The organism is Chryseobacterium sp. ZHDP1 (assembly GCF_018603435.1).
Taxonomy (GTDB): Bacteria; Bacteroidota; Bacteroidia; order Flavobacteriales; family Weeksellaceae; genus Chryseobacterium; species Chryseobacterium indicum.
On sequence record NZ_CP075682.1, the window covers coordinates 3,444,773 to 3,464,338 of the forward strand.

14 protein-coding genes are annotated in these 19,566 nt (G+C 37.6%); 3 read left to right on the top strand and 11 right to left on the bottom strand.

The features are described from left to right. Nucleotides 1-30 precede the first annotated feature (30 nt). The 10 genes from KKI44_RS15720 to KKI44_RS15765 all read right to left on the bottom strand — a co-directional run bounded on the left by KKI44_RS15720 (nucleotide 31) and on the right by KKI44_RS15765 (nucleotide 13,667). Nucleotides 31-2,283, bottom strand: a complete 2,253-nt coding sequence (locus tag KKI44_RS15720; protein WP_214588234.1) for a T9SS type B sorting domain-containing protein — start codon at nucleotides 2,281-2,283, stop codon at nucleotides 31-33. A gap of 162 nt (nucleotides 2,284-2,445) precedes the next feature. Further along, nucleotides 2,446-2,922: a ribonuclease HI gene (rnhA, locus tag KKI44_RS15725; protein WP_214588235.1), complete on the bottom strand. Its 477-nt coding sequence runs from the start codon at nucleotides 2,920-2,922 to the stop codon at nucleotides 2,446-2,448. A gap of 33 nt (nucleotides 2,923-2,955) precedes the next feature. Continuing rightward, the gene (gene dnaB / locus KKI44_RS15730) at nucleotides 2,956-4,551 is read right to left on the bottom strand and encodes a replicative DNA helicase (RefSeq protein ID WP_214588236.1); all 1,596 of its coding nucleotides are present in this window, start codon (nucleotides 4,549-4,551) and stop codon (nucleotides 2,956-2,958) included. Between the two features lie 162 nt (nucleotides 4,552-4,713). Beyond that, a complete protein-coding gene (locus KKI44_RS15735) occupies nucleotides 4,714-7,056 on the bottom strand; it encodes a T9SS type B sorting domain-containing protein (RefSeq protein ID WP_250902079.1) in 2,343 nt (780 codons plus the stop codon). A gap of 82 nt (nucleotides 7,057-7,138) precedes the next feature. Continuing rightward, nucleotides 7,139-9,229, bottom strand: a complete 2,091-nt coding sequence (locus KKI44_RS15740; RefSeq protein WP_214588237.1) for a T9SS type B sorting domain-containing protein — start codon at nucleotides 9,227-9,229, stop codon at nucleotides 7,139-7,141. 30 nt (nucleotides 9,230-9,259) lie between these two features. Beyond that, a complete protein-coding gene (locus tag KKI44_RS15745; protein WP_214588238.1) occupies nucleotides 9,260-9,904 on the bottom strand; it encodes a hypothetical protein in 645 nt (214 codons plus the stop codon). Between the two features lie 90 nt (nucleotides 9,905-9,994). Further along, nucleotides 9,995-11,230, bottom strand: coding sequence for an MFS transporter (locus tag KKI44_RS15750; protein ID WP_214588239.1), 1,236 nt, complete (start codon nucleotides 11,228-11,230; stop codon nucleotides 9,995-9,997). 95 nt (nucleotides 11,231-11,325) lie between these two features. Further along, complete coding sequence (locus KKI44_RS15755; RefSeq protein WP_087708697.1) at nucleotides 11,326-11,688, bottom strand: hypothetical protein; 363 nt, start codon at nucleotides 11,686-11,688, stop codon at nucleotides 11,326-11,328. A gap of 69 nt (nucleotides 11,689-11,757) precedes the next feature. Further along, nucleotides 11,758-13,272, bottom strand: coding sequence for a GH3 auxin-responsive promoter family protein (locus tag KKI44_RS15760; protein WP_214588240.1), 1,515 nt, complete (start codon nucleotides 13,270-13,272; stop codon nucleotides 11,758-11,760). A 131-nt stretch (nucleotides 13,273-13,403) separates the two neighbouring features. Next, on the bottom strand, nucleotides 13,404-13,667 hold the full coding sequence (locus tag KKI44_RS15765) for a hypothetical protein (protein WP_214588241.1): 264 nt from the start codon (nucleotides 13,665-13,667) through the stop codon (nucleotides 13,404-13,406). A 119-nt stretch (nucleotides 13,668-13,786) separates the two neighbouring features. On the opposite strand from KKI44_RS15765, the gene KKI44_RS15770 reads away from it, so the two are divergent. Next, entirely contained in the window at nucleotides 13,787-14,128 is a 342-nt protein-coding gene (locus KKI44_RS15770) for a hypothetical protein (RefSeq protein ID WP_214588242.1), read from the top strand. A gap of 56 nt (nucleotides 14,129-14,184) precedes the next feature. Here the strand turns inward: KKI44_RS15770 and KKI44_RS15775 are convergent, their stop codons facing one another. Continuing rightward, nucleotides 14,185-14,574: a hypothetical protein gene (locus KKI44_RS15775; protein WP_214588243.1), complete on the bottom strand. Its 390-nt coding sequence runs from the start codon at nucleotides 14,572-14,574 to the stop codon at nucleotides 14,185-14,187. A 231-nt stretch (nucleotides 14,575-14,805) separates the two neighbouring features. Here KKI44_RS15775 and mfd point away from each other — a divergent pair, with 231 nt between their 5' ends. Together mfd and KKI44_RS15785 are read left to right on the top strand one after the other, a co-directional pair. Continuing rightward, nucleotides 14,806-18,177: a transcription-repair coupling factor gene (gene mfd, locus KKI44_RS15780; protein WP_214588244.1), complete on the top strand. Its 3,372-nt coding sequence runs from the start codon at nucleotides 14,806-14,808 to the stop codon at nucleotides 18,175-18,177. A gap of 564 nt (nucleotides 18,178-18,741) precedes the next feature. Continuing rightward, a complete protein-coding gene (locus KKI44_RS15785; RefSeq protein ID WP_214588245.1) occupies nucleotides 18,742-19,566 on the top strand; it encodes a hypothetical protein in 825 nt (274 codons plus the stop codon).

Sequence of the window (19,566 nt, forward strand, 5' to 3'; positions counted from 1 at the left end):
ATCCGTTTTTCGAATGATCTTTAAAAAGTGTTATTCTATATTTTTTACCAGAACCCAGCCATTGTAAGACGTCTGAGTACTGTTTTTGTCATTTTCATTCCAGGTAATGGTGTACCAATAAGTTCCTGTCATTACTTTTTTGCCTCCCGTAGTTCCGTCCCATTTGTAGTTTCGGATTTTGTCGGCTTCGTACATTTTATTTCCGTATCTGTCATACACCGTGAATACTAAATTCTTTTTATATGCTAATGCGGAATAATCGATGTAATCGTTTTTGTTGTCTCCATTCGGAGTAATGGCATTCAGGAGATTAGGAACCGTTATCTGAACATGAATAGGTGTACAATTGTAGGCATCTTTTACATACACTACAACTTCACCTCTTGCAAGACCTGTGAAGACGTTAGAATCCTGCCAGTTTATTCCGTCCAAAGAATATTGGTATGGTGTTTTTCCTCCTTTCACATTCACGGTAATCGTGTTGTTTTTAATATCAATTGTAGCAATTACTGGTTGCTGCGAAGGATTTACGATTACAGTCTGCTGTGTTGTACATCTTCCTGATTTCAGCTGTACCCAATAAATTCCGGGCGTTACATTCGTGATAGATTGTGTGGTTGCTCCGGTGCTCCATAAGTAACTGTCGAATCCGGTTCCTGCATCTAAAGTTGTTTTAGCATCAATACAGATGATTTTATCTTTCAATACAGAAGAATAAATCGGCGCTAAAACTTTTAATGTAATTTTTGCAAGTGTCCAGCAATTGGTCACATTCGTAATTCTTACATACACTACGGATGATGTGCTTACGTAAGCTGCAGGATTCAGAATTTCATTGGTTCCGGCTAAAGCATCCGCTTGTGTTTTAAAATATCTCTTTGTAACTCCCGTCGCAGAAGTTACAATTGCCTGTGTAAGATTAAATAAACCCGTTGTCGGTGCATTATCGATAAAGCATGATTCCAGAGTAGCGTCTGTTGTAGCAATTTGAGGGTAAAATGCTAAGGTAATTGCAGCAGAACCCTGGCAGCCAAGAGGAGTGGTTACTTTTACATATACGGTTCCCGCAGCAGAAGTGTAGGTTGTAGGATTGGTAATTTCATTGGTTCCGGCGTTTAGATCCGCCATATTTTTATAATATTTCTTGGTAGAACCCGTTGGTTCGTTCACATTCGCAAGCGTAAGATTGTATGTGGCTGTTCCTGTATTGTTGTTATTACATTCCGTAAGTGTTGCAGGGGTTGCTGTGAAAGGAGAAAGGTTTAACTGAATTTTACCGTCCGGATTATCACAAAGCAATCCTGTATTGTCTTTAATTAAAACAGAAACTGAAGTATTTGCGCTGAACTGATAGTTGGTAGGATTCGTAATCGGAGTTCCGCCTACACTGTATGAGAACGTATAATTGGCAGGATTGGTTACAAACTGTCCCTGATAAGATGTTAAATTTACCGTTCCTTGTCCTGTTGCAGGATTCGGACAGAAAGTATCTGTTACCAACGTCTGGTTAAGCGCAACTTTGTCTATATAAACTTTTACGTTTTTAATTGATTGTCTTGCACTCGCTCCTCCTGTAGAAGCAGAAAAGCCAAAATAGCCGGTCGTCATGGTAGCTGCAGCTCCGGAAGGGGCAAATGATTGGCTTACAATGGTAGTTCCGTCGATTTTAAGCGTAATGATCCAGCTTGCAGGAGCTGCAGGATTTACCTGTCCGTTTACTTCAACGTGTCTGAAAGTAGTTCCGACGAAAGGCTGCGTAGGATTCAGATCCGGAGAGTGAAATGTACTTCCGGGAGTTGTATTGTATTCGATATTTGATCCTGCCGTGTTGTTTATTCCATATAAGATATGGACTTTACTCATCTGTGCTTCTGTGGTATTATTAAAAATGTCAAATCCCACCATTAAGCCGGTAGAGTTTGCAGGAATTCCTAATCCTCCGCCAGATGTGTAAGAAGCGGGTGGATTTGCCAGATACCAAAAAGCAATACCATCTCCTCTTCCGTAGGCAGCTGTACCGTTTCCGTCGATTCTGAAATCAAATTCCACTCTCCATTTATCACAATATTTAAGATTGATAGGAGAGTCTAATTTTATACCTCCTACCTGACTGATCTGGTCTGCGGTAAGCTGTATAAAGTCTGTATTTACAACCGCAGAAGGAACGATGTTCCAGCCTGTGGTGTTTACAGGATTTCCGGTAAGCTGATAGGTTTGCGACGAAATTTTTCCGAAGCAGCAAAATAAGAAGAGGGATAAATAAAGGAGTAGTTTTTTATTCATTTATTAGCATACTTAAAATTAGACGTGTAAATATATTAAATCCTAATTAAATAATATGTATTTAATATTAAATTTGCCTTATTTAGTATTTATTTTATAATAAATGGTAAAGAAACTGAAAGAATGCTGAAAATTTTTCTGAAGATTAGCTGTAATTGTTAATTAAAATAAAGTGTTGCTTTCAGGATTTTCGAAATAAGTATCGATTTCTAAATTATCTGAAGCAGCAGCGGTTACGGCAAGTTTGTCGCACAGTTCGTTTTCAAAGTGACCGGCATGACCTTTTATCCAGTGCATTTTTGGTTTATGCAGATTGTATAATACGACAAATTTTTTCCACAGATCAGGATTTTTCACGTTTTTCCAGCCCCTTTTGATCCATCCGGCTAACCAATTCTGGTTAATGGCATCCGCAACATATTTGCTGTCTGTATAAATATGAATTTCGTTGTCCGGAGATTTCAGTTTTTCCAAAGCGGTGATCACAGCAAGAAGTTCCATCCTGTTGTTGGTGGTTTTCCGGAAGCCTTTAGAAAATGTTTTCTGATAATTTTTTTCAGGGACGCGCATGAGAATTCCGTACCCGCCTTTTCCGGGATTTCCGCTGCAGGCTCCGTCGGTGTATATTTCAATTTTCATTTTTAAATCTTAACCTTAATCTTAGTCCTGAATTTAAAAAGGAAAATCGTCGTCATCATCAAAATCATTCATTGAAGATCCTGAAAGTTTTGAACTGTCCGGAAGATCAAAAGCTGCACCCGGCTGAATTGTTGTTTTAATTTTATCAAAACCGCTAGGTTCCTGCTTTCCAAAGTTGGAAGGATATCGTCCTCCGCTCATTCCTCCGTCAAAAGCAGCCTCAATATCACCGAACTTCGCAAAATGTTTTAAGAAAGATAAACGCACATCGGCAGTTGCACCATTTCTGTGTTTTGCAATAATCAATTCCGCCTGATTTTCTGTTGAGGTTTCCTGTCCTTCTTCATCGTTGTCCCAAACCGTAATTTTATAATATTCCGGTCGGAAAATAAAAGATACAATATCTGCATCCTGCTCAATTGCTCCGGATTCCCTTAGATCGGAAAGCTGAGGTCTTTTCCCCGGACGTGTCTCCACACTACGGGAAAGCTGCGAAAGTGCAATGACAGGAACATTAAGTTCTTTGGCAATGGCTTTTAAAGATCGTGAAATCATGGAAATTTCCTGTTCACGGTTTCCTCCTCCTTTTCCGCCGCTTCCGGCAGTCATCAGCTGAAGATAATCGACCATGATGAGCTTTACACCATGCTGCATGACAAGTCTTCGGCATTTGGCGCGGAAGTCGAAAATAGACAGGGAAGGTGTTTCATCAATATATAAAGGGGCATTTTCCAGTTCGGAAACATTGGAGAAGAGTCTTTCCCATTCTTCATCATCCAAAGTTCCTTTTCTGAGTTTTTCTGATGAAATTCTTGTTTCGGAAGCAATCATCCTTGTGATAAGCTGTACCGATGCCATCTCAAGCGAGAATAGAGCCATAGGAATTTTGTGTCCCACTGCAATATTTCTTGCCATCGACAGAAGGAATGCTGTTTTCCCCATCGCCGGACGTGCTGCAATAATAATAAGGTCGGAGTTTTGCCATCCTCCGGTTTCTTTATCTACATCGCGGAAACCGGAAGGAACTCCGGAAAGTCCTTCTTTATCTTTTAGAGATTTAATGGTGTCGATTGCCTGTTTTACCAATGAATTGGCAGTATCGAATCCTTTTTTAATGGTTCCGTTTGTGATTTCGAAAAAAGACTGTTCGGCTTTATCCAGAAGTTCAAAAACGTCTGTTGATTCTTTATAGGATGCGTCAATTACGTTTGCCGAAACATTGATTAAGCTTCGAAGAATATATTTTTCAAGAATAACGCGGACGTGATATTCAATATGGGCAGAAGAACTTACTCCCATCGTAAGATCGATGATGTAGCTGTCTCCGCCGGCAGAGCTTAACTTGCCTTCTTTTTTAAGCTCCTGAATAATCGTCATTAAATCGACAGGCTGGTTGCCTTCGTATAATTTTAAAATGGTAGAAAATATGACCTGATGTCTCGGATCGTAGAAAACTTCAGGGGTAAGCAAATCTATCGAATGATCGAGTCCTTTTTTATCAATTAAAAAAGTACCAATCACCAATCGTTCAAAATCCAGAGCATTGGGAGGCATTTTCCCGTCTGCAATGGAGAGTTCTTTTGCAAAATTTCCGTTCGTCAAAGAAGATAATGTTTCTTTCTGCGCCATAATAGTGCAAAGATAGTTTTTTTGAAAAGCAAATGAAACGGAGTAACTAACAAAAAATTGTGGATAACTTTTGAAACCTTTATCCAGAAGGGTTTTGCGAAGAGCAAAAAAAATCACCTCAAAACTGAGGTGATTTAATGTTCTGAAAATCAGATTGAATTATTACTGAATGTTTTTAACCAAAACCCAGCCGCTGTATTTCGTCTGTGTATTGCTTTTGTCATTTTCTGTCCACGTAATCGTGTACCAGTATGTTCCTGTAACAATTTTCTTACCACCGGAAGTTCCGTCCCAGGTGTAATTTCGGATCTTGTCTGCTTTATAAATCATGTTTCCGTATCGGTCGTAAACCGTGAAAACGAGATCTTTTTTATAAGCCAAAGCAGAATAATCGATGTAGTCGTTTTTGTTATCTCCGTTTGGTGTGATCGCATTCAGAAGATTAGGAACAGTTACCTGAACGCTAATCGGGCTACAGTTATAAGCATCTTTTACATAAGCTTTATTTTCACCTCTCGGAAGACCTGTGAATACATTGGAATCCTGCCAGTTTACTCCGTCGATAGAATATTTATAAGGTGCTTTTCCTCCTGTTACGTTGATTGTAAATGAATCGTTATTGATATCTATACTTGTAATAACTGGTTGTACCGAAGCAGTAACCTTTACCTGCTGTAATGTCCAGCATTTTCCTGTTTTCAGTTTTACAGTATATGTTCCTGCAGGTACATTTGAAATAGATTGTGTTGTTGCTCCAGTGCTCCATTCGTAAGCATCAAAACCAGGTCCTGCGTCTAGTGTTGTTTTATCTTCAATACAGATGATCTTGTCTTTAAGAACAGCGGATTGTACCGGAGGTAAAACTTTCAGGTTGATTTTCGCAATGGCATAACAGTTCTCTATGCTGATTACTTTTACATACACTACTCCTGTTGTTGAAATGTATGTTGTAGGATTTAAGATTTCATTGGTTCCTGCAATGGCGTCCGCCTGAGTTTTGTAATATCTCTTCGTTTGTCCTGTCTGTGTAGTTACACTTGGCGTTGTCAGGTTAAATGATGCTGTGGTTACATTAGATTCGATATAACATTCTTCAATAGAAGCATCATTTACTGTTACTACCGGATTAAACTGTAAACTAATCTGGTTGTAACCTGTACATCCCTGAGGATTTCTTACTCTTACATACACTGTTTTCGGTGCTGCAGAAGTATAAGCCGCAGGATTTGTAATTTCGTTGGTTCCTGCATTAAGGTCCGCTAATGTAGGATAATATTTTTTAGTAACGTTTGTAGATGTAGGGTAAACATCAGGAGCTGTTAAATCAAAGACGCCTGTTCCTGCATTATTGTTGTTACAAGCTTTTACTGTAGCCGGAACGACAGCAAGGGCAGGTAAAAACTGCAGGGTAATCTCTGCATTGGCACTACATCCTTCAGTAGTTGTAACTTTTACAAAAACTGTTTTTGGAGCCTGTGATGCATAAGAAGAAGGAGTGGTAATTTCATTGGTTCCTGCGGTAAGGTCTGCCATTGTAGGATAGTATTTTTTCACAACATTGGTTGGTCCGTATACGTTTGCAGAATTTAGATCAAAATAACCGATTCCTGTATTATCATAATTACACGAAGTGATGGTGGCATTATTTACAACGATATTACCCGATCTGAATTTGAATTTTCCAACCTGGAAACAACCATTTACAGGGTTATTTGCGTTGTTGGGATCTACATATTTAATTCTGTAATAATAGGTGGTAGCATTTACCATTATCGGAGTTGTAATAGGTGCTGTTCCCGTAATGGCGTCGTTACTTGTTAAATGATATGTTACAGAAAAGTTCGGATTACCGTTAATAATTCCTGCAGACAATGTGCTGAAATCAAACATGGATGGTAAAGCACATTTAAGAATTTCGTTCGGATCAGAAGGGTTTGCAGCAGGTGTTCCCGGTGCAATGAACGGATTCGGCGTTAAAGCAGGATTGTTGAATGCTGAAGTTAAAGAAGCAGTTCCTCCCCACGTTAAAGAAAATCCGTATGGATTACTCGGAATATAGTTATCAATAAGCAGATAATAAGTTTCTCCTGCAATTACATTCAGCGGAGTTTCCCATTGGCTTCCCGTGATGGTTGAACTTAATCCTGTAGGACCACTGAGTCCTGAAAAGTTACATTTAATAGCATTCCCGAAATCCCATGTGGCGCAGTTGATATTAGGTCCGTAAACGGCAAAATCATAGTCATAATGCGTTACTCCCGGAACGGTATTGGGGGTGATCGTGAATTCTATGGTTCCGGTTGTAGCAGCAGTAAAATAGTACCATACGGAATAGTGTTCTACATCCAGGCAGCTTGCGGAAGTAGCTTCCTGAACAGTTCCTGAGCTACTCGGATTATAAGAAATGTCTGAATTTCCACAAACAGGAATTGCTGAAATACAATCTGATTGTGAGAAAACCATTTGCGACAAGAATAAGATAGTCAGCAGTAATAATTTCTTCATTAGAAAGATTTTAAAAAAAATTAAACTTTATGATGTGAAAAAAACCGCTTGAGAAAAGCGGTTTTTTATCTGTTAGCAATATTTATTCTCTGTTTTTTACCATTACCCATCCTGAGAATTTGAATGGGGTATTCTTTTTATCATTCTCTTTCCATTCTACAGTATACCAATAGGTTCCGGTAGGTATTTTTTTACCTTTTGTGGTTCCGTCCCATTTGTATCCGTTAGATTTATCAGCCTGACCTACTTTTACTCCGTATCTGTCGAAAATACTTAGTACAAGACCTTGTTTTCCGGCTAAAGCAGAGTAGTCGATCACGTCATTTACACCATCTCCGTTTGGAGTAATTACATTGATTAAGTTCGGAACAACTACTGTTACCGTAAGCGGATCGCAGTTATAGCCGTCTTTTACATAAACCATATTGTCTCCTCTGGCAACATTTTCGAAAACGTTAGAATCCTGCCATTTGATTCCGTCTAAAGAATATTTGTAAGGAGCAGTTCCTCCGATTACATTTACAGTTATTGTATTGTTTGTAATATCAATGCTGGAAATTACCGGTTGTTCAGAAGGGTAAACTTTTACAGTCTGTCTTGTAACGCAGTTTCCTGTTTTAAGCTCAACCCAATACGTTCCTACAGTTACATTGTTAATAGCCTGTGTTGTAGCTCCTGTACTCCATTTGTAAGCTGTAAATCCAGGACCTGCATCTAATGTCGTCTTATTTTCCATACAGATAATCTTATCTTCAAGCACACTAGAATATACCGGAGGAAGAACAACCAGTGTTACTTTTGCTACTGCATAACACCCGTTTCCATTGGTCACTTTTATATAAGCTACACCGTTTGGAGCAATATAAGTACTAGGATTTAATATCGCGTTGGTTCCGTTGATAGCATCAGTAAGAGACGGATAATATGTTTTTGTTCCTGCCTGCGTCGTTACAGGTGCTAAAGTAAGGTCGAAAGAAGCTGTTGCAGGATTTGTATCAATATAACAAGATCTTAATGTGACATCTGTAACTACAACTACCGGGTAAAAGTTTAATGTAATTTTTGCAATATCAGAACATCCTAAGTTGGTTGTAATCTTTGCATAAACATCTCCTGTTGCAGAAGTGTAAGCTGTAGGATTCAAAATCTCATTAGTTCCGTTAGTAGCGTCTGTAAATGTTGGATAATACTTTGTAACGTATGTATAATTCGGGTTTGGAGTATATAATGTTGTTGTGGTAAGGTTATACACTGCAACTCCGTTATTGTTGTTATTACATGCTGTTAAACTCGCATTTGTTGCTTTAAAGGTAACATCTTTAAACTTGAATGCATTAACGTTGAAACATTTATTAGTAGGGTTATTAGGATTCGTTGGATCCTGATAACGGATTGTATAATAATAAGTACTGGTCGTATTAACAATAATTGGTGAAGTAATTGCGTTGGTATCCGCTAAAGCATCGTTAGACGTTTTGTAGTATTTTACATAAAAGTTAGGGTTACCGTTAACAATATTAGCACTATTAGTCTGGAAGTTGTAAGGTGCTGAAATATCACATACCTCGATGATTCTAGGATCTGAAGCATTAGCTCCCGGGATTCCTATAGGATTAAACGGATTGGGCTGAATTGCCGGATCGTTGAATGGCGAAGTTAATGTAGCGGTACCTCCCCATGTTAATGAAAAAGCCATTGCCGCATTTGCTCCGGACCAGTTATCAACAATAAGATAGTAAGTTTCTCCCGGAAGAACATTCATCGCAGGACTCCACGCTCCTGAATTAGCCGTAAGGCCAACCTGTAATCCGGTCTGGTTTGGAAAAGGCTGCGCACCCGCGTAATTACAACGGATCGGAGCACCTTTTGTAGCACATGTTTTATTAGGTCCGTACACAGCAAAATCATAATCTGCGGTATAAGGCGCCTGCGGAGTAATAGTAAAAGTTAATGTTCCTGCTGTTGCAACAGTGAATTCATACCACACGGAATAGTGTTCGTTCCCACTTAAACAGCTTCCGTTGGCATTTACCTGGTCGTCCACGCTTCCCGAACCTGTAGGGAAATAAGAAATATCTGAGTTTCCGCATACTCTTATTGCAGTGGCACAATCGGACTGGGCAAAGAAGAATTGAGAAAAGATTAACAGTAATATAAGGTAGATTTTTTTCATAATAGTCGAATTTATCTTGATTATGACAGATTATTTAAGAATAGAAAGATAGTAACTGATGTCTTCTTTCCCCCAGTTCGGGTCGAGATTAGATTTTTTACTATACGTTTTAAATTTAGCCGCAGCAGAATTGAAATAAGTTTTTGCCAATTCTTTGTTGGAAGTAAACGCAATCTCACCTTTTATTACATCAATCCTTGGATTGTTTTTGTCTTCAGATTCTGCTTTAGCAAGATATTCATTCGCTTTTGCTAAATTGGCAACACTGTCCGCGGAATTGTCTGATGATTTAAGTAGATAAATTTGAGACAAAAGAATGTTGGCTTCAGCATTATTCGGATTTTTCAGAAATACTCCGGCAAGATATTTTTCTGCCAGCCCTGAAGTTTCTTCAATATTTTGTACATTACCTTGTCTCTGAGCATTGATTTCTGCTCTTACTAATGATAATGCAGTGTAATAATATGCTCTCCAGTCTTCTTTTTTTGTTTCAGTACCTCTGGAAAGTGTGTTCACATATTTCATGAAATACTCTTTGGACTGCTGAAAGTCTTCAGTTTTTTTAGCAGACTCTAATTTTGCAATCTGAGTCTCCAGTCCTTTCTCAGCGGAGGTTTGAGCAAAGCCGTAGGCAGCCACCACCATAGAAAGGAGAATAGATAATTTTTTTACCATAATAGAAAATATTTTGTAGACAAATATAAAAAATTATTAACTTTAATTTGAAGTTTTTAAGATTTATTTAATAAAAACGCTTATATTACTCTAATATTGCATTTTTCTCAATTTTGGATTTGTTGTTCCTACGATCAGTGCAACCAAAACTGTCATGGTTCCTCCGAACACTACAGAACGTACAACACCCAGTAATTTTGCAGATAATCCGCTCTCAAACTGTCCCATTTCGTTACTGGACATAATGAAGATAGAATTCACACTCAGAACCCTTCCTCTGATATTGTCCGGCGTTTTCAGCTGAACAATAGTTCCTCTTATCACTACCGAAATCCCGTCCAGCATTCCGCTCATCACAAGGAAAAGGAATGAAAGCCAGTATAAATTCGAAAGTCCGAAACCGATAATACAAAGCCCGAAACCTGTAACCACACCAAGCAAAATTTTACCCTGATTTTTTCTTAGCGGAATAACCGATAAAATGGTAATGATGCACATTGAACCTATGTCGGATGCGGCATTCAGTAACCCGAATCCTTCCGCTCCTACTTTCAGAATATCTGTTGCATACACCGGAATCATGGCAACGGCTCCCCCAAAAAGGACGGCGAACATATCCAGACACAGCGCTCCGAGAATTTCTTTGGTTTTAAAAATGTAAGAAATTCCCGCCCGCATACTATCCATAACGTTAATATTCTCTTTTTTGTATTCGGAATGTTGTTTTTTTAACTGAAAAAAGAATAAAGAAGCCAGAAAGATCAGAGAAATAATAACAACAAGCGTCCATTTTACACCGAAATAGCCGATGAGAAAACCGCCGACAGCGTGACCGCAAACAGAAGAGATCAGAAATATTGCCTGATTTAAAGTAACAGCATTCGGGAGATTTTCTTTTTTTACGATTTTAGGAATCATTACAGGAATAATCGGTCCGATGAAGGCTCTTGCAATACCTGTAAAAAAAATAACCCCATAAATGAAGTATGTGATTTCATGTCCCGAAAAATGCATTTTAACATTGAAAAAAGCAGGGATCAGCAAAAGACTGATTAAAAAAATGTATACATAATTGCAGATCAGGAGCAGCCGTTTTTTTTCATTCATATCGATAACGTGACCGGCATACAAAGCGCAACTTACGGCAGGAATTACTTCCGAAAGTCCGATTAAACCGATTGAAAAAGGATCTTTTGTTAACTGATACACCCACCATCCGAGTAAAGTAGCGAGCATTCTGAAAGCTAAAACAATAAAAAATCTGCCTGTAAGAAGGTTTCTGAATTCGACATTTTTCAATGTCTGAAGCGGGGTAAATGAAATCATCCGACAAAAATAGCCTCAAATATTAACTTGAGGCTATTGTTATGGTCATTTTTTTAAATGAAAAATTAAATGAGACTTAAAAGATAAAATCTATTTTAGTCTGCTCTTGAAGCACTGAATACCAAAGCTGCAACTCCCGCTGCTCCGATAATAGTGGCTCCGGTTGTAATTCTTGCTTTTCTGCTGTCTCTCACGGCTGCAACATTAGCTTTAGGAATAGTTACTACTGTACTGTCTTTCTTTCCTTTCGTTCCGATAAGATTATCTCCTTCCACGTTACGGAATAACATTTTTTGATTTTTGGAACCATCTCTCATCATTACAGTATATACTTTTCCTGCCTCCAGATTAGAATAATCATTTTTAGCAGTATCCATACTATATTTTGTGGTTGCACAAGATGAAATTACAAATAACGACGTTAATAAAGATGATTTTAAAAGTACAGATGCTTTCATTATTATTTTTTAGTTTTCCAAATTTATAATTTTTTTCGAATATACGTTTCCGGAATCAAAAAAATGTGCCTAAAGTTTATAAATTTCTAATAAATTGGCGATTTTTCTGTCATTTGCAAGTCTTGGCGTTTTGTTTTGTCCGCCCAGTTTTCCCTGAGACTTTGCATATTCGTGGAAAGCATTTTTCTTCAGAGCTGTGAGGTGAAGTTTCTGCAGAATATTTCCTGAAATTAAATCATCATAATACGTATTGCGCTTTCTGAGCTGGTCATCAAGTTCGCTCTTGAACAAATTTAAATTCTCCGGTTCTTTTTCAAATTCAATAAACCATTCATGATAAGGAAGTCCTTCAGTGGGATTTACCTGTGGCGCGAGATGAAACTCTGTAATCTGTGCAGGATATTTTTCCAGCGTGGCTTTCATGGCTTCTTCCACTTCAAAAGCAATAACGTGTTCTCCAAAAGCCGAGGTGAAATGTTTCGTTCTTCCGCTCACGAGAATTCTGTACGGATTTTTATCAATAAATCTCACGACATCTCCGATGGAATACGCCCAAAGTCCCGAATTGGTTGTTAAAATTAATGCGTAATCCTTATTCAGTTCAACATCTTTTAGCGTCAGTCTTTTTGTGGTATGCTGAACGGAGTCGAAGCGCCCGTATTCTTCCAGCGGAATAAATTCATAGAAAATTCCATGATTGGTTAAAAGCAATAAGCCTTCTTTCGTATAGTCATCCTGAAATGCAAAAAAACCTTCGGAAGCAGGAAAAGTCTGAACAATATCTACTTTTCCTCCTAAAAGTTCTTCCATTTTATCGCGGTAAGGTTCGTAATTAACGCCTCCTGTAACAATCAACTGAAGATTCGGGAAAATCTGCTTTATCTTTTTGCCGTGTTTTTCAATCAGCTTTTCAAAATACATAATCAGCCAGGGCGGAATTCCGGAAATCAGCGTCATATTTTCTTTTTCCGTTTCCACTACAATTTTATCCACCTTCATTTCCCAGTCTTCTATAATGTTGGTTTCCCAGCTTGGAAGTCTGCTTTTCTGTAAATAATCGGGAATATGATGGGCTACGATTCCCGAAAGTCTTCCGGTTTTTATTCCGTACACTTCTTCCAGTTCAGGACTTCCCTGTAAAAAGATCATTTTTCCCTGTACAAAATCGGCGTTGTTTTTTTTGGCAATATAATGAAACAGCGCACTTTGAGCTCCTTTTACCTGAAAAGGCATTCCTTCTTTTGAAATCGGGATGTATTTTGAGCCGGAAGTCGTTCCTGAAGTTTTGGCAAAATATTCAGGAGTATCGGTCCAGAGAATATTTGCCTGTCCCTTTTTTACCCTTTCAATATAGGGTTTAAGGTCTTCATAATCCGAAACCGGAACACGTTCCTGAAAATCTTTTACCGTTTTGATGTTTTCAAAATCATGTTCTCTTCCGAAAAGCGTTTTTTTTGCCGTTTCCGTTAAGGATAAGAGAAGCTTTTCCTGATCGTTTTCCGCATTTTTTTTGAACTCTTCTGCTTTCCGGACGTGGTTTTTCGCCCAGATCAAAGCTGCATATTTCTTTAGGAAGTTTACCATGGTTCAAATTTATAAATAACTGAACAACTGGCGGTCATTTTCAGAAAATAAGACACAAAAAAAACCGATGAATGAGTGTGCATCGGTTCTTCGAAATTTGATTATGAAAATAACAACTAATAATGTTGAGTTTACTTGTTTTCCTTGTACCTTTTATCAGGAGTACCGTCCTTTTTCAGTTTTTTGTTTTCCTTGTATCTTTTATCCGGAGTTCCGTCTTTTTTCATTTTTGCTGCGGTTGGCGCTGTTGCAGGTTTTACAGTAGCTGCCGGAGCAGGTTTAGCTGGCTTTACTGTTTTTACCGTTTGAGCTTTTGTTGCAGCCGGAGCCGTCTGTTGAGCGGAAGCAAGTCCAAGTCCTAAAACGATAGACATTGCAGTTAAAAATTTTTTCATAGAGAATTTGTTTGTTTTGTTGAATCAAAGGTAGAGAAAATTCCAACTGAAAAATCTATTTTTTTAAACTTAACTAAAGTTTATTACAGCTTAAAAAAAGATTAAATGATACATTTGATATGATGAAAAGGCAGGCGCAAAATACTTTAGTCGTAATTTTTGCTATCGGATTTGTAATCATTTATAAATCTCTGTACAAAGATGAAACGTATGAAGAAGAAATAGAGAAAAAAGAGATAAAATCTGTTGTTGCAAAGAAGTTTGTTAACTATGATAACCACGGCATTCATTACATTGTTTATGAAAAAGACAGTATCATGATTTCTGAAAGTTTGGATCAATACATAAGTGTTGGAGATTCAATTATTAAGCCTGAACAATCAACAGAACTTATCATCAAAAATACAGATAAGTATGTCAGATTGGATTTCAATAATCCCAATTTACTTCCTTTAAAATAAAAAACCTGCTTTCTCCGAAGAAAAAGCAGGTTCTAACATATGTATGAAAAGTTGGTTTATCGGGTGCAGTTCGCTGTCCAGGTTTTTCCATCTTTTATGTATAAAATTTTCAGATCGTTATTATCAATCCTGATGTACGATGTTGCAGTAGATCCTACCATAACCAGCGTGTTATCACCCTGTTTGTTAAATTCTACTCCGTTAAGATCCGGAATTCCGTTGGAGAATGCAAAGTTGTACTTTGTTCCGCTCGCAATTTTTGTTACAAATACACTTCCGTCATTGGAACTGATGTTGTTGTCGCTGTCGCTATAACCGACACTTCCTTTGTAGGTTCCTGCGAAAAAGTCATTGTTGGCAGGATCATCGTCGTCGCTGCATGAAACGGTCGTGACTACAAAGAATAGTAACAGGAATGCTCCTAAAATTCTGATTGCTTTTTTCATAATAATATTTCTTTAGTGGTTGTAGAAGGGTTTATCCAAACAAAGTGCCATGTGGTAGGAGTAAATTTTTTTTAACTTTTAATTTAAAATTTTAGTAAAAAATTAAGAATTTTGAAGCGTTTAAAAACTTTCCAACTTCTTAAAAGAAAAATATTTATCCTTATCTTTGTACAGCCAAAACGGTTTCGGAAAACTCCCGAAATCGCTTTTTGCGTTCATACCAAATTATCTATGCAATTAAAAACCATCAGCGAAAAATTTCTTCCAGAGCTTCTTCAGAAAGAATTCGGAAAAGAGATTTTTATTCAACTGGAAAATAATCAACATATTTCTGTAAAAGGAAGCGCGGGTTCTTCGGTTTCTATTTTTGTAGCCGAATTATTTCTTACCCAAAAGAAAACCATTCTTTATATTCTGGATGATAAGGAAGACGCTTTATACGCGAACACAGAAATGGAAGATCTGTTGGGAAAAGATAAAGTACTCTATTTTCCGGCGACTCATCTGGAACCGTATCAGGTGGAAAAAACGCAGAACGCCAATCTTGTTCTGAGAACAGAGGTTATCAATAAAATCACATCCGGAAAATCTCCGCGTGTTATTGTTGCATATGCGGGAGCTTTGTCTGAAAAGGTTTTAAAAAAGGAAGATTTTAAAGCGATTTCGCATCATATAAGAGTTGGCGATCAGCTGGATTTTGATTTTGTGGATGAATTGCTGAATCATTATCATTTCCAGCAGGCAGATTTTGTTTCAGAGCCAGGAGAATTTTCCGTAAGAGGAGGAATTGTTGATGTTTTTTCGTTCTCCAATGAAAAACCATACAGGATCACATTTTTCGGAAATGAAGTGGAAAGTATTAAAACTTTTGATATCGAAACTCAGCTTTCGATTGACAAAGTGAAGGATTTTCAGCTAGTTTCCAATATGAATTTTACGGTAACGGGAAGCCGGGTTTCTTTATTACAATTGTTGCCCAAAGAGAGTTTTGTAATTTCTAAAAACGGAATTGTGGGAATGCAGCGTTTAAAAGCATTTTATGAAAAATCTCTGGAAAAATATGAAACATTAAGCAAGGACATTGCACACAGATCGCCGCAGGAATTGTTTATTTCCGATCAGGAATTTCTGTTTGACTATAAAAAATTTAAAACGGTTGATTTCGGAAGTGTTTCTATTGAAGGACTTATTGAATTATCAGAAATGAAGATAGACCAGACTTCACAGCCTGCTTTCAATAAAAATTTCGAACTGTTAATTGAAGATCTTGAAGGCAAACAGAATGAAGGCTTCGATACATGGATTTCTTTTTCCACAGAAAAACAGAAAGAAAGATTGGAATTGATTTTTGAAGAGCTGGAACACAAACTTCCTTTTAAAAGTTTTAAATCTGAACTTCATGAAGGGTTTGTAGATAATGACCATAAAATTCTGGTCTACACCGATCACCAGATTTTCGACCGTTACCAAAGATACAAGGCTAAGAATACCTTTGCCAAATCTGAGCAGTTGACACTGAAGGATTTAATGTCTTTGAAAATCGGAGATTACATTGCCCATATCGATCACGGAATCGGGAAATTCATGGGACTGGTAAAGGTGAATAATGACGGGAAAATTCAGGAATGTTTTAAACTGACGTATAAAAACGGAGACTTATTATATGTAAGCATTCATTCTCTTCATAAAATTTCAAAATACAACGGTCCGGAAGGAAGAGAGATTGTACTGAGTAAACTCGGATCTCCAACATGGAAATCTTTAAAACAGAAAACAAAAGCAAGGGTAAAACAACTGGCTTTTGATTTAATAAAATTATACGCTCAACGAAAATCTGCGAAAGGTTTTGCCTACACTCCGGATTCTTATCTTCAGAATGAGCTGGAAGCAAGTTTTCTTTACGAAGATACTCCGGATCAGGAAAAAGCAACCATCGATGTGAAGAAAGACATGGAAGCCGATACGGTGATGGATCGTCTTGTTTGTGGAGACGTAGGTTTCGGTAAAACGGAAGTTGCGATTCGTGCCGCATTCAAAGCGGCGACAGACGGAAAGCAGGTTGCTGTTTTGGTTCCCACCACGATTCTGGCTTTTCAGCATTACAGAAGTTTTAAAGAAAGACTAAAAGATTTTCCGGTGAATGTGGCGTATGTGAACCGTTTCAGAACAGCAAAACAGAAATCTGAAACCCTTGCAGCTTTAAAAGAAGGAAAAGTAGATATTATTATAGGAACACATCAGTTGGCAAGCAGCTCTGTAAAGTTTAAAGATTTGGGATTGCTGATTATTGATGAAGAGCATAAGTTCGGAGTTTCAGTAAAAGATAAGCTGAAAACTTTAAAAGCAGATGTTGATACTTTAACATTAACGGCAACGCCAATTCCGAGAACGTTACAGTTCTCTTTGATGGCAGCGAGAGATTTATCCGTAATTAAAACGCCGCCACCAAACAGACAGCCTGTGGAAACACAATTAATTGGCTTTAACGAAGAAATTCTGAGAGATGCGGTTTCCTACGAACTTCAGCGCGACGGACAGGTTTATTTCATCAACAATAGGATTGAAAACCTGAAAGATATTGCAGGGCTGATCCAGAGACTGGTTCCGGATGCAAGAGTAATTACGGGACACGGACAGATGGAAGGAAAACAACTGGAGAAAAACGTTCTGGATTTCATGGAAGGAAAATATGATGTACTGGTTTCTACAACCATTGTGGAAAGTGGAGTAGATGTTCCGAATGCGAATACCATATTTATTAATGATGCACAGCGTTTCGGGATGGCAGATCTTCACCAGATGAGAGGTCGTGTCGGGCGAAGCAACAGAAAAGCGTTCTGTTATCTTATTACGCCGCCTTATGATATGATGACTTCCGATGCCAGAAAACGTCTGGAAGCTATTGAACAGTTTTCGGATCTCGGAAGCGGATTCCAGATTGCGATGAAGGATCTTGAAATTCGTGGAGCCGGAGATTTACTGGGAGCGGAACAGAGTGGGTTTATTAACGAAATGGGGTTTGAAACTTACCAAAAGCTGATGCAGGAAGCTTTAGAAGAGCTGAAAGACGATCAGGAATTTGAAAATCTTTTCGAAAACGAAGAAGAAAGGAACAAATTATTTAAAACCACAAAAGACGTTAATATTGATACGGATCTTGAACTGATGCTTCCGGACTGGTATATTTCAAATACGGAAGAAAGATTACTGCTTTATCAGAAACTTGCGGAAATAGATAATGAGGCAAATCTGAATAAATTTGAATCTGAACTGATCGACCGTTTTGGAGAATTGCCGAAAGAAGCTGTAAATCTATTGAAAAGTGTAAGCCTGAAGTGGCTTGCTTCAGATATAGGTTTCGAAAAGATTGTTATGAAAAACGGTGTTTTTTTAGGATATTTTCCGGGAAATCCTCAGGATAAATTCTACCAGACGAATAAATTCAGGACTATCATTAATTATTTAACGAAGAATCCTAAAGAAGCACAGTTGAAAGAGAAGACAGGAAAGGAAGGAAATCAGCTGATGATGAGGAAAGACAGAGTAGGGAATGTGGATGAGGTGAATGATCTTTTAAAAACAATTCTGAAGAGTGAAGTTTAATTGAACAGAATACTATTTTATACTGCCGTGTTGTTATTTGCGACGCGGCATTTTATTTTAATATTCCGGAAAGGTATCTGTAATACAGATTTTTACATCACTAATATTAATAATTCTTAATATTGAGACAAATTAGAATAAAAATCTTTCAGAAACATGATTTTTATCGTGTTTTTATTCTGAACTATTATCGAAAAATTTGGATCATAAAATCGAATTTATTTTAGGTTTTAAAACGTTTAAATACTATAATTCTTCACTATTTATGGATAAATTTACAAGCTTGTGTAAAATTGTCTGTTATTTATAAATGTTTGTATATCAATAAAATAAATGTTTGTTTGTGAGTCATTTATTTTAATACAATTTCAAATCTAATTCCTTATTTAGAGACATTAAAGTGAGGGTTTTTGAATTTTCGCTTTAATCCTAACAGTTGTTAGTAGTAATAATTCTAATTTCAGTCTGTTTTCAGCTATGCTGTAATTAGTTAATTTCTATCGTTTTACGTATTTCTACTCTACTTTTTGTGTGTTTTTTTATTTATCTTTGCAGTCCCTTATTATGAAAAAGACTATAAATAGCTGTGTAGCCGGATTATTATTTTCTGTTCAGGCTTACGCTCAGGTGGGAATTGGTACCAGTACTCCCAATTCTGTTCTCGATGTAAACGGGAAAACCACCTTAAGAAAAGAATTGAGAGTTGGAGGTACTACAACAACGCTGGGTAATCCCGGTTTGAACGGACAGGTCCTTGTTTCTCAGGGCGAAGGTCTTACACCAAGCTGGAGATCGATCAATGTTTCCTTTATGGAAGAAGGTCAGTATAAGCTCATTAACTCGTATTTATCTTCCGATCAGGTGGGTATCAGTACGTTATCTAACGGAGTCGCTGCAGACGGAATTTATAAGAATTCTGTAGGAAACGACATTGCTGATGTTACCAACGGTATCTGGGTGAAAATTGCGGGTCTGGAAAATAATTTTACCATTAAAAACGGAAGAAACAGGCTTACCTATCAGTTCCAGACAGGAATTGAACTGAAAGCGCCTGTTGCTACGACTTCCCAAAGTGTTACTTTTGCCTGTGGTATATTCCGAAACAATAAGCTGGTTGCAGTACGTCCTGATAAAGTTACTTCCAACAACAATACTGAGAAAGGAGGTTTTCAGGATTATATCTTTACACTGAACTATACGGAGCAGAACGTTCCTGTAGGTACTCAGAAAATTGAGGTTGCGTGTAGAAAGATTGAATCTTCCAATACAGATTCCCAGTTCACCATCGGAAGGAATATATCCAATACCAATACAATTTCCAATGCATTCACTCTTGAGTCTGATCTCAAAGTGGATATTATTGAATATGTAACCTATAAAAGTAACTAA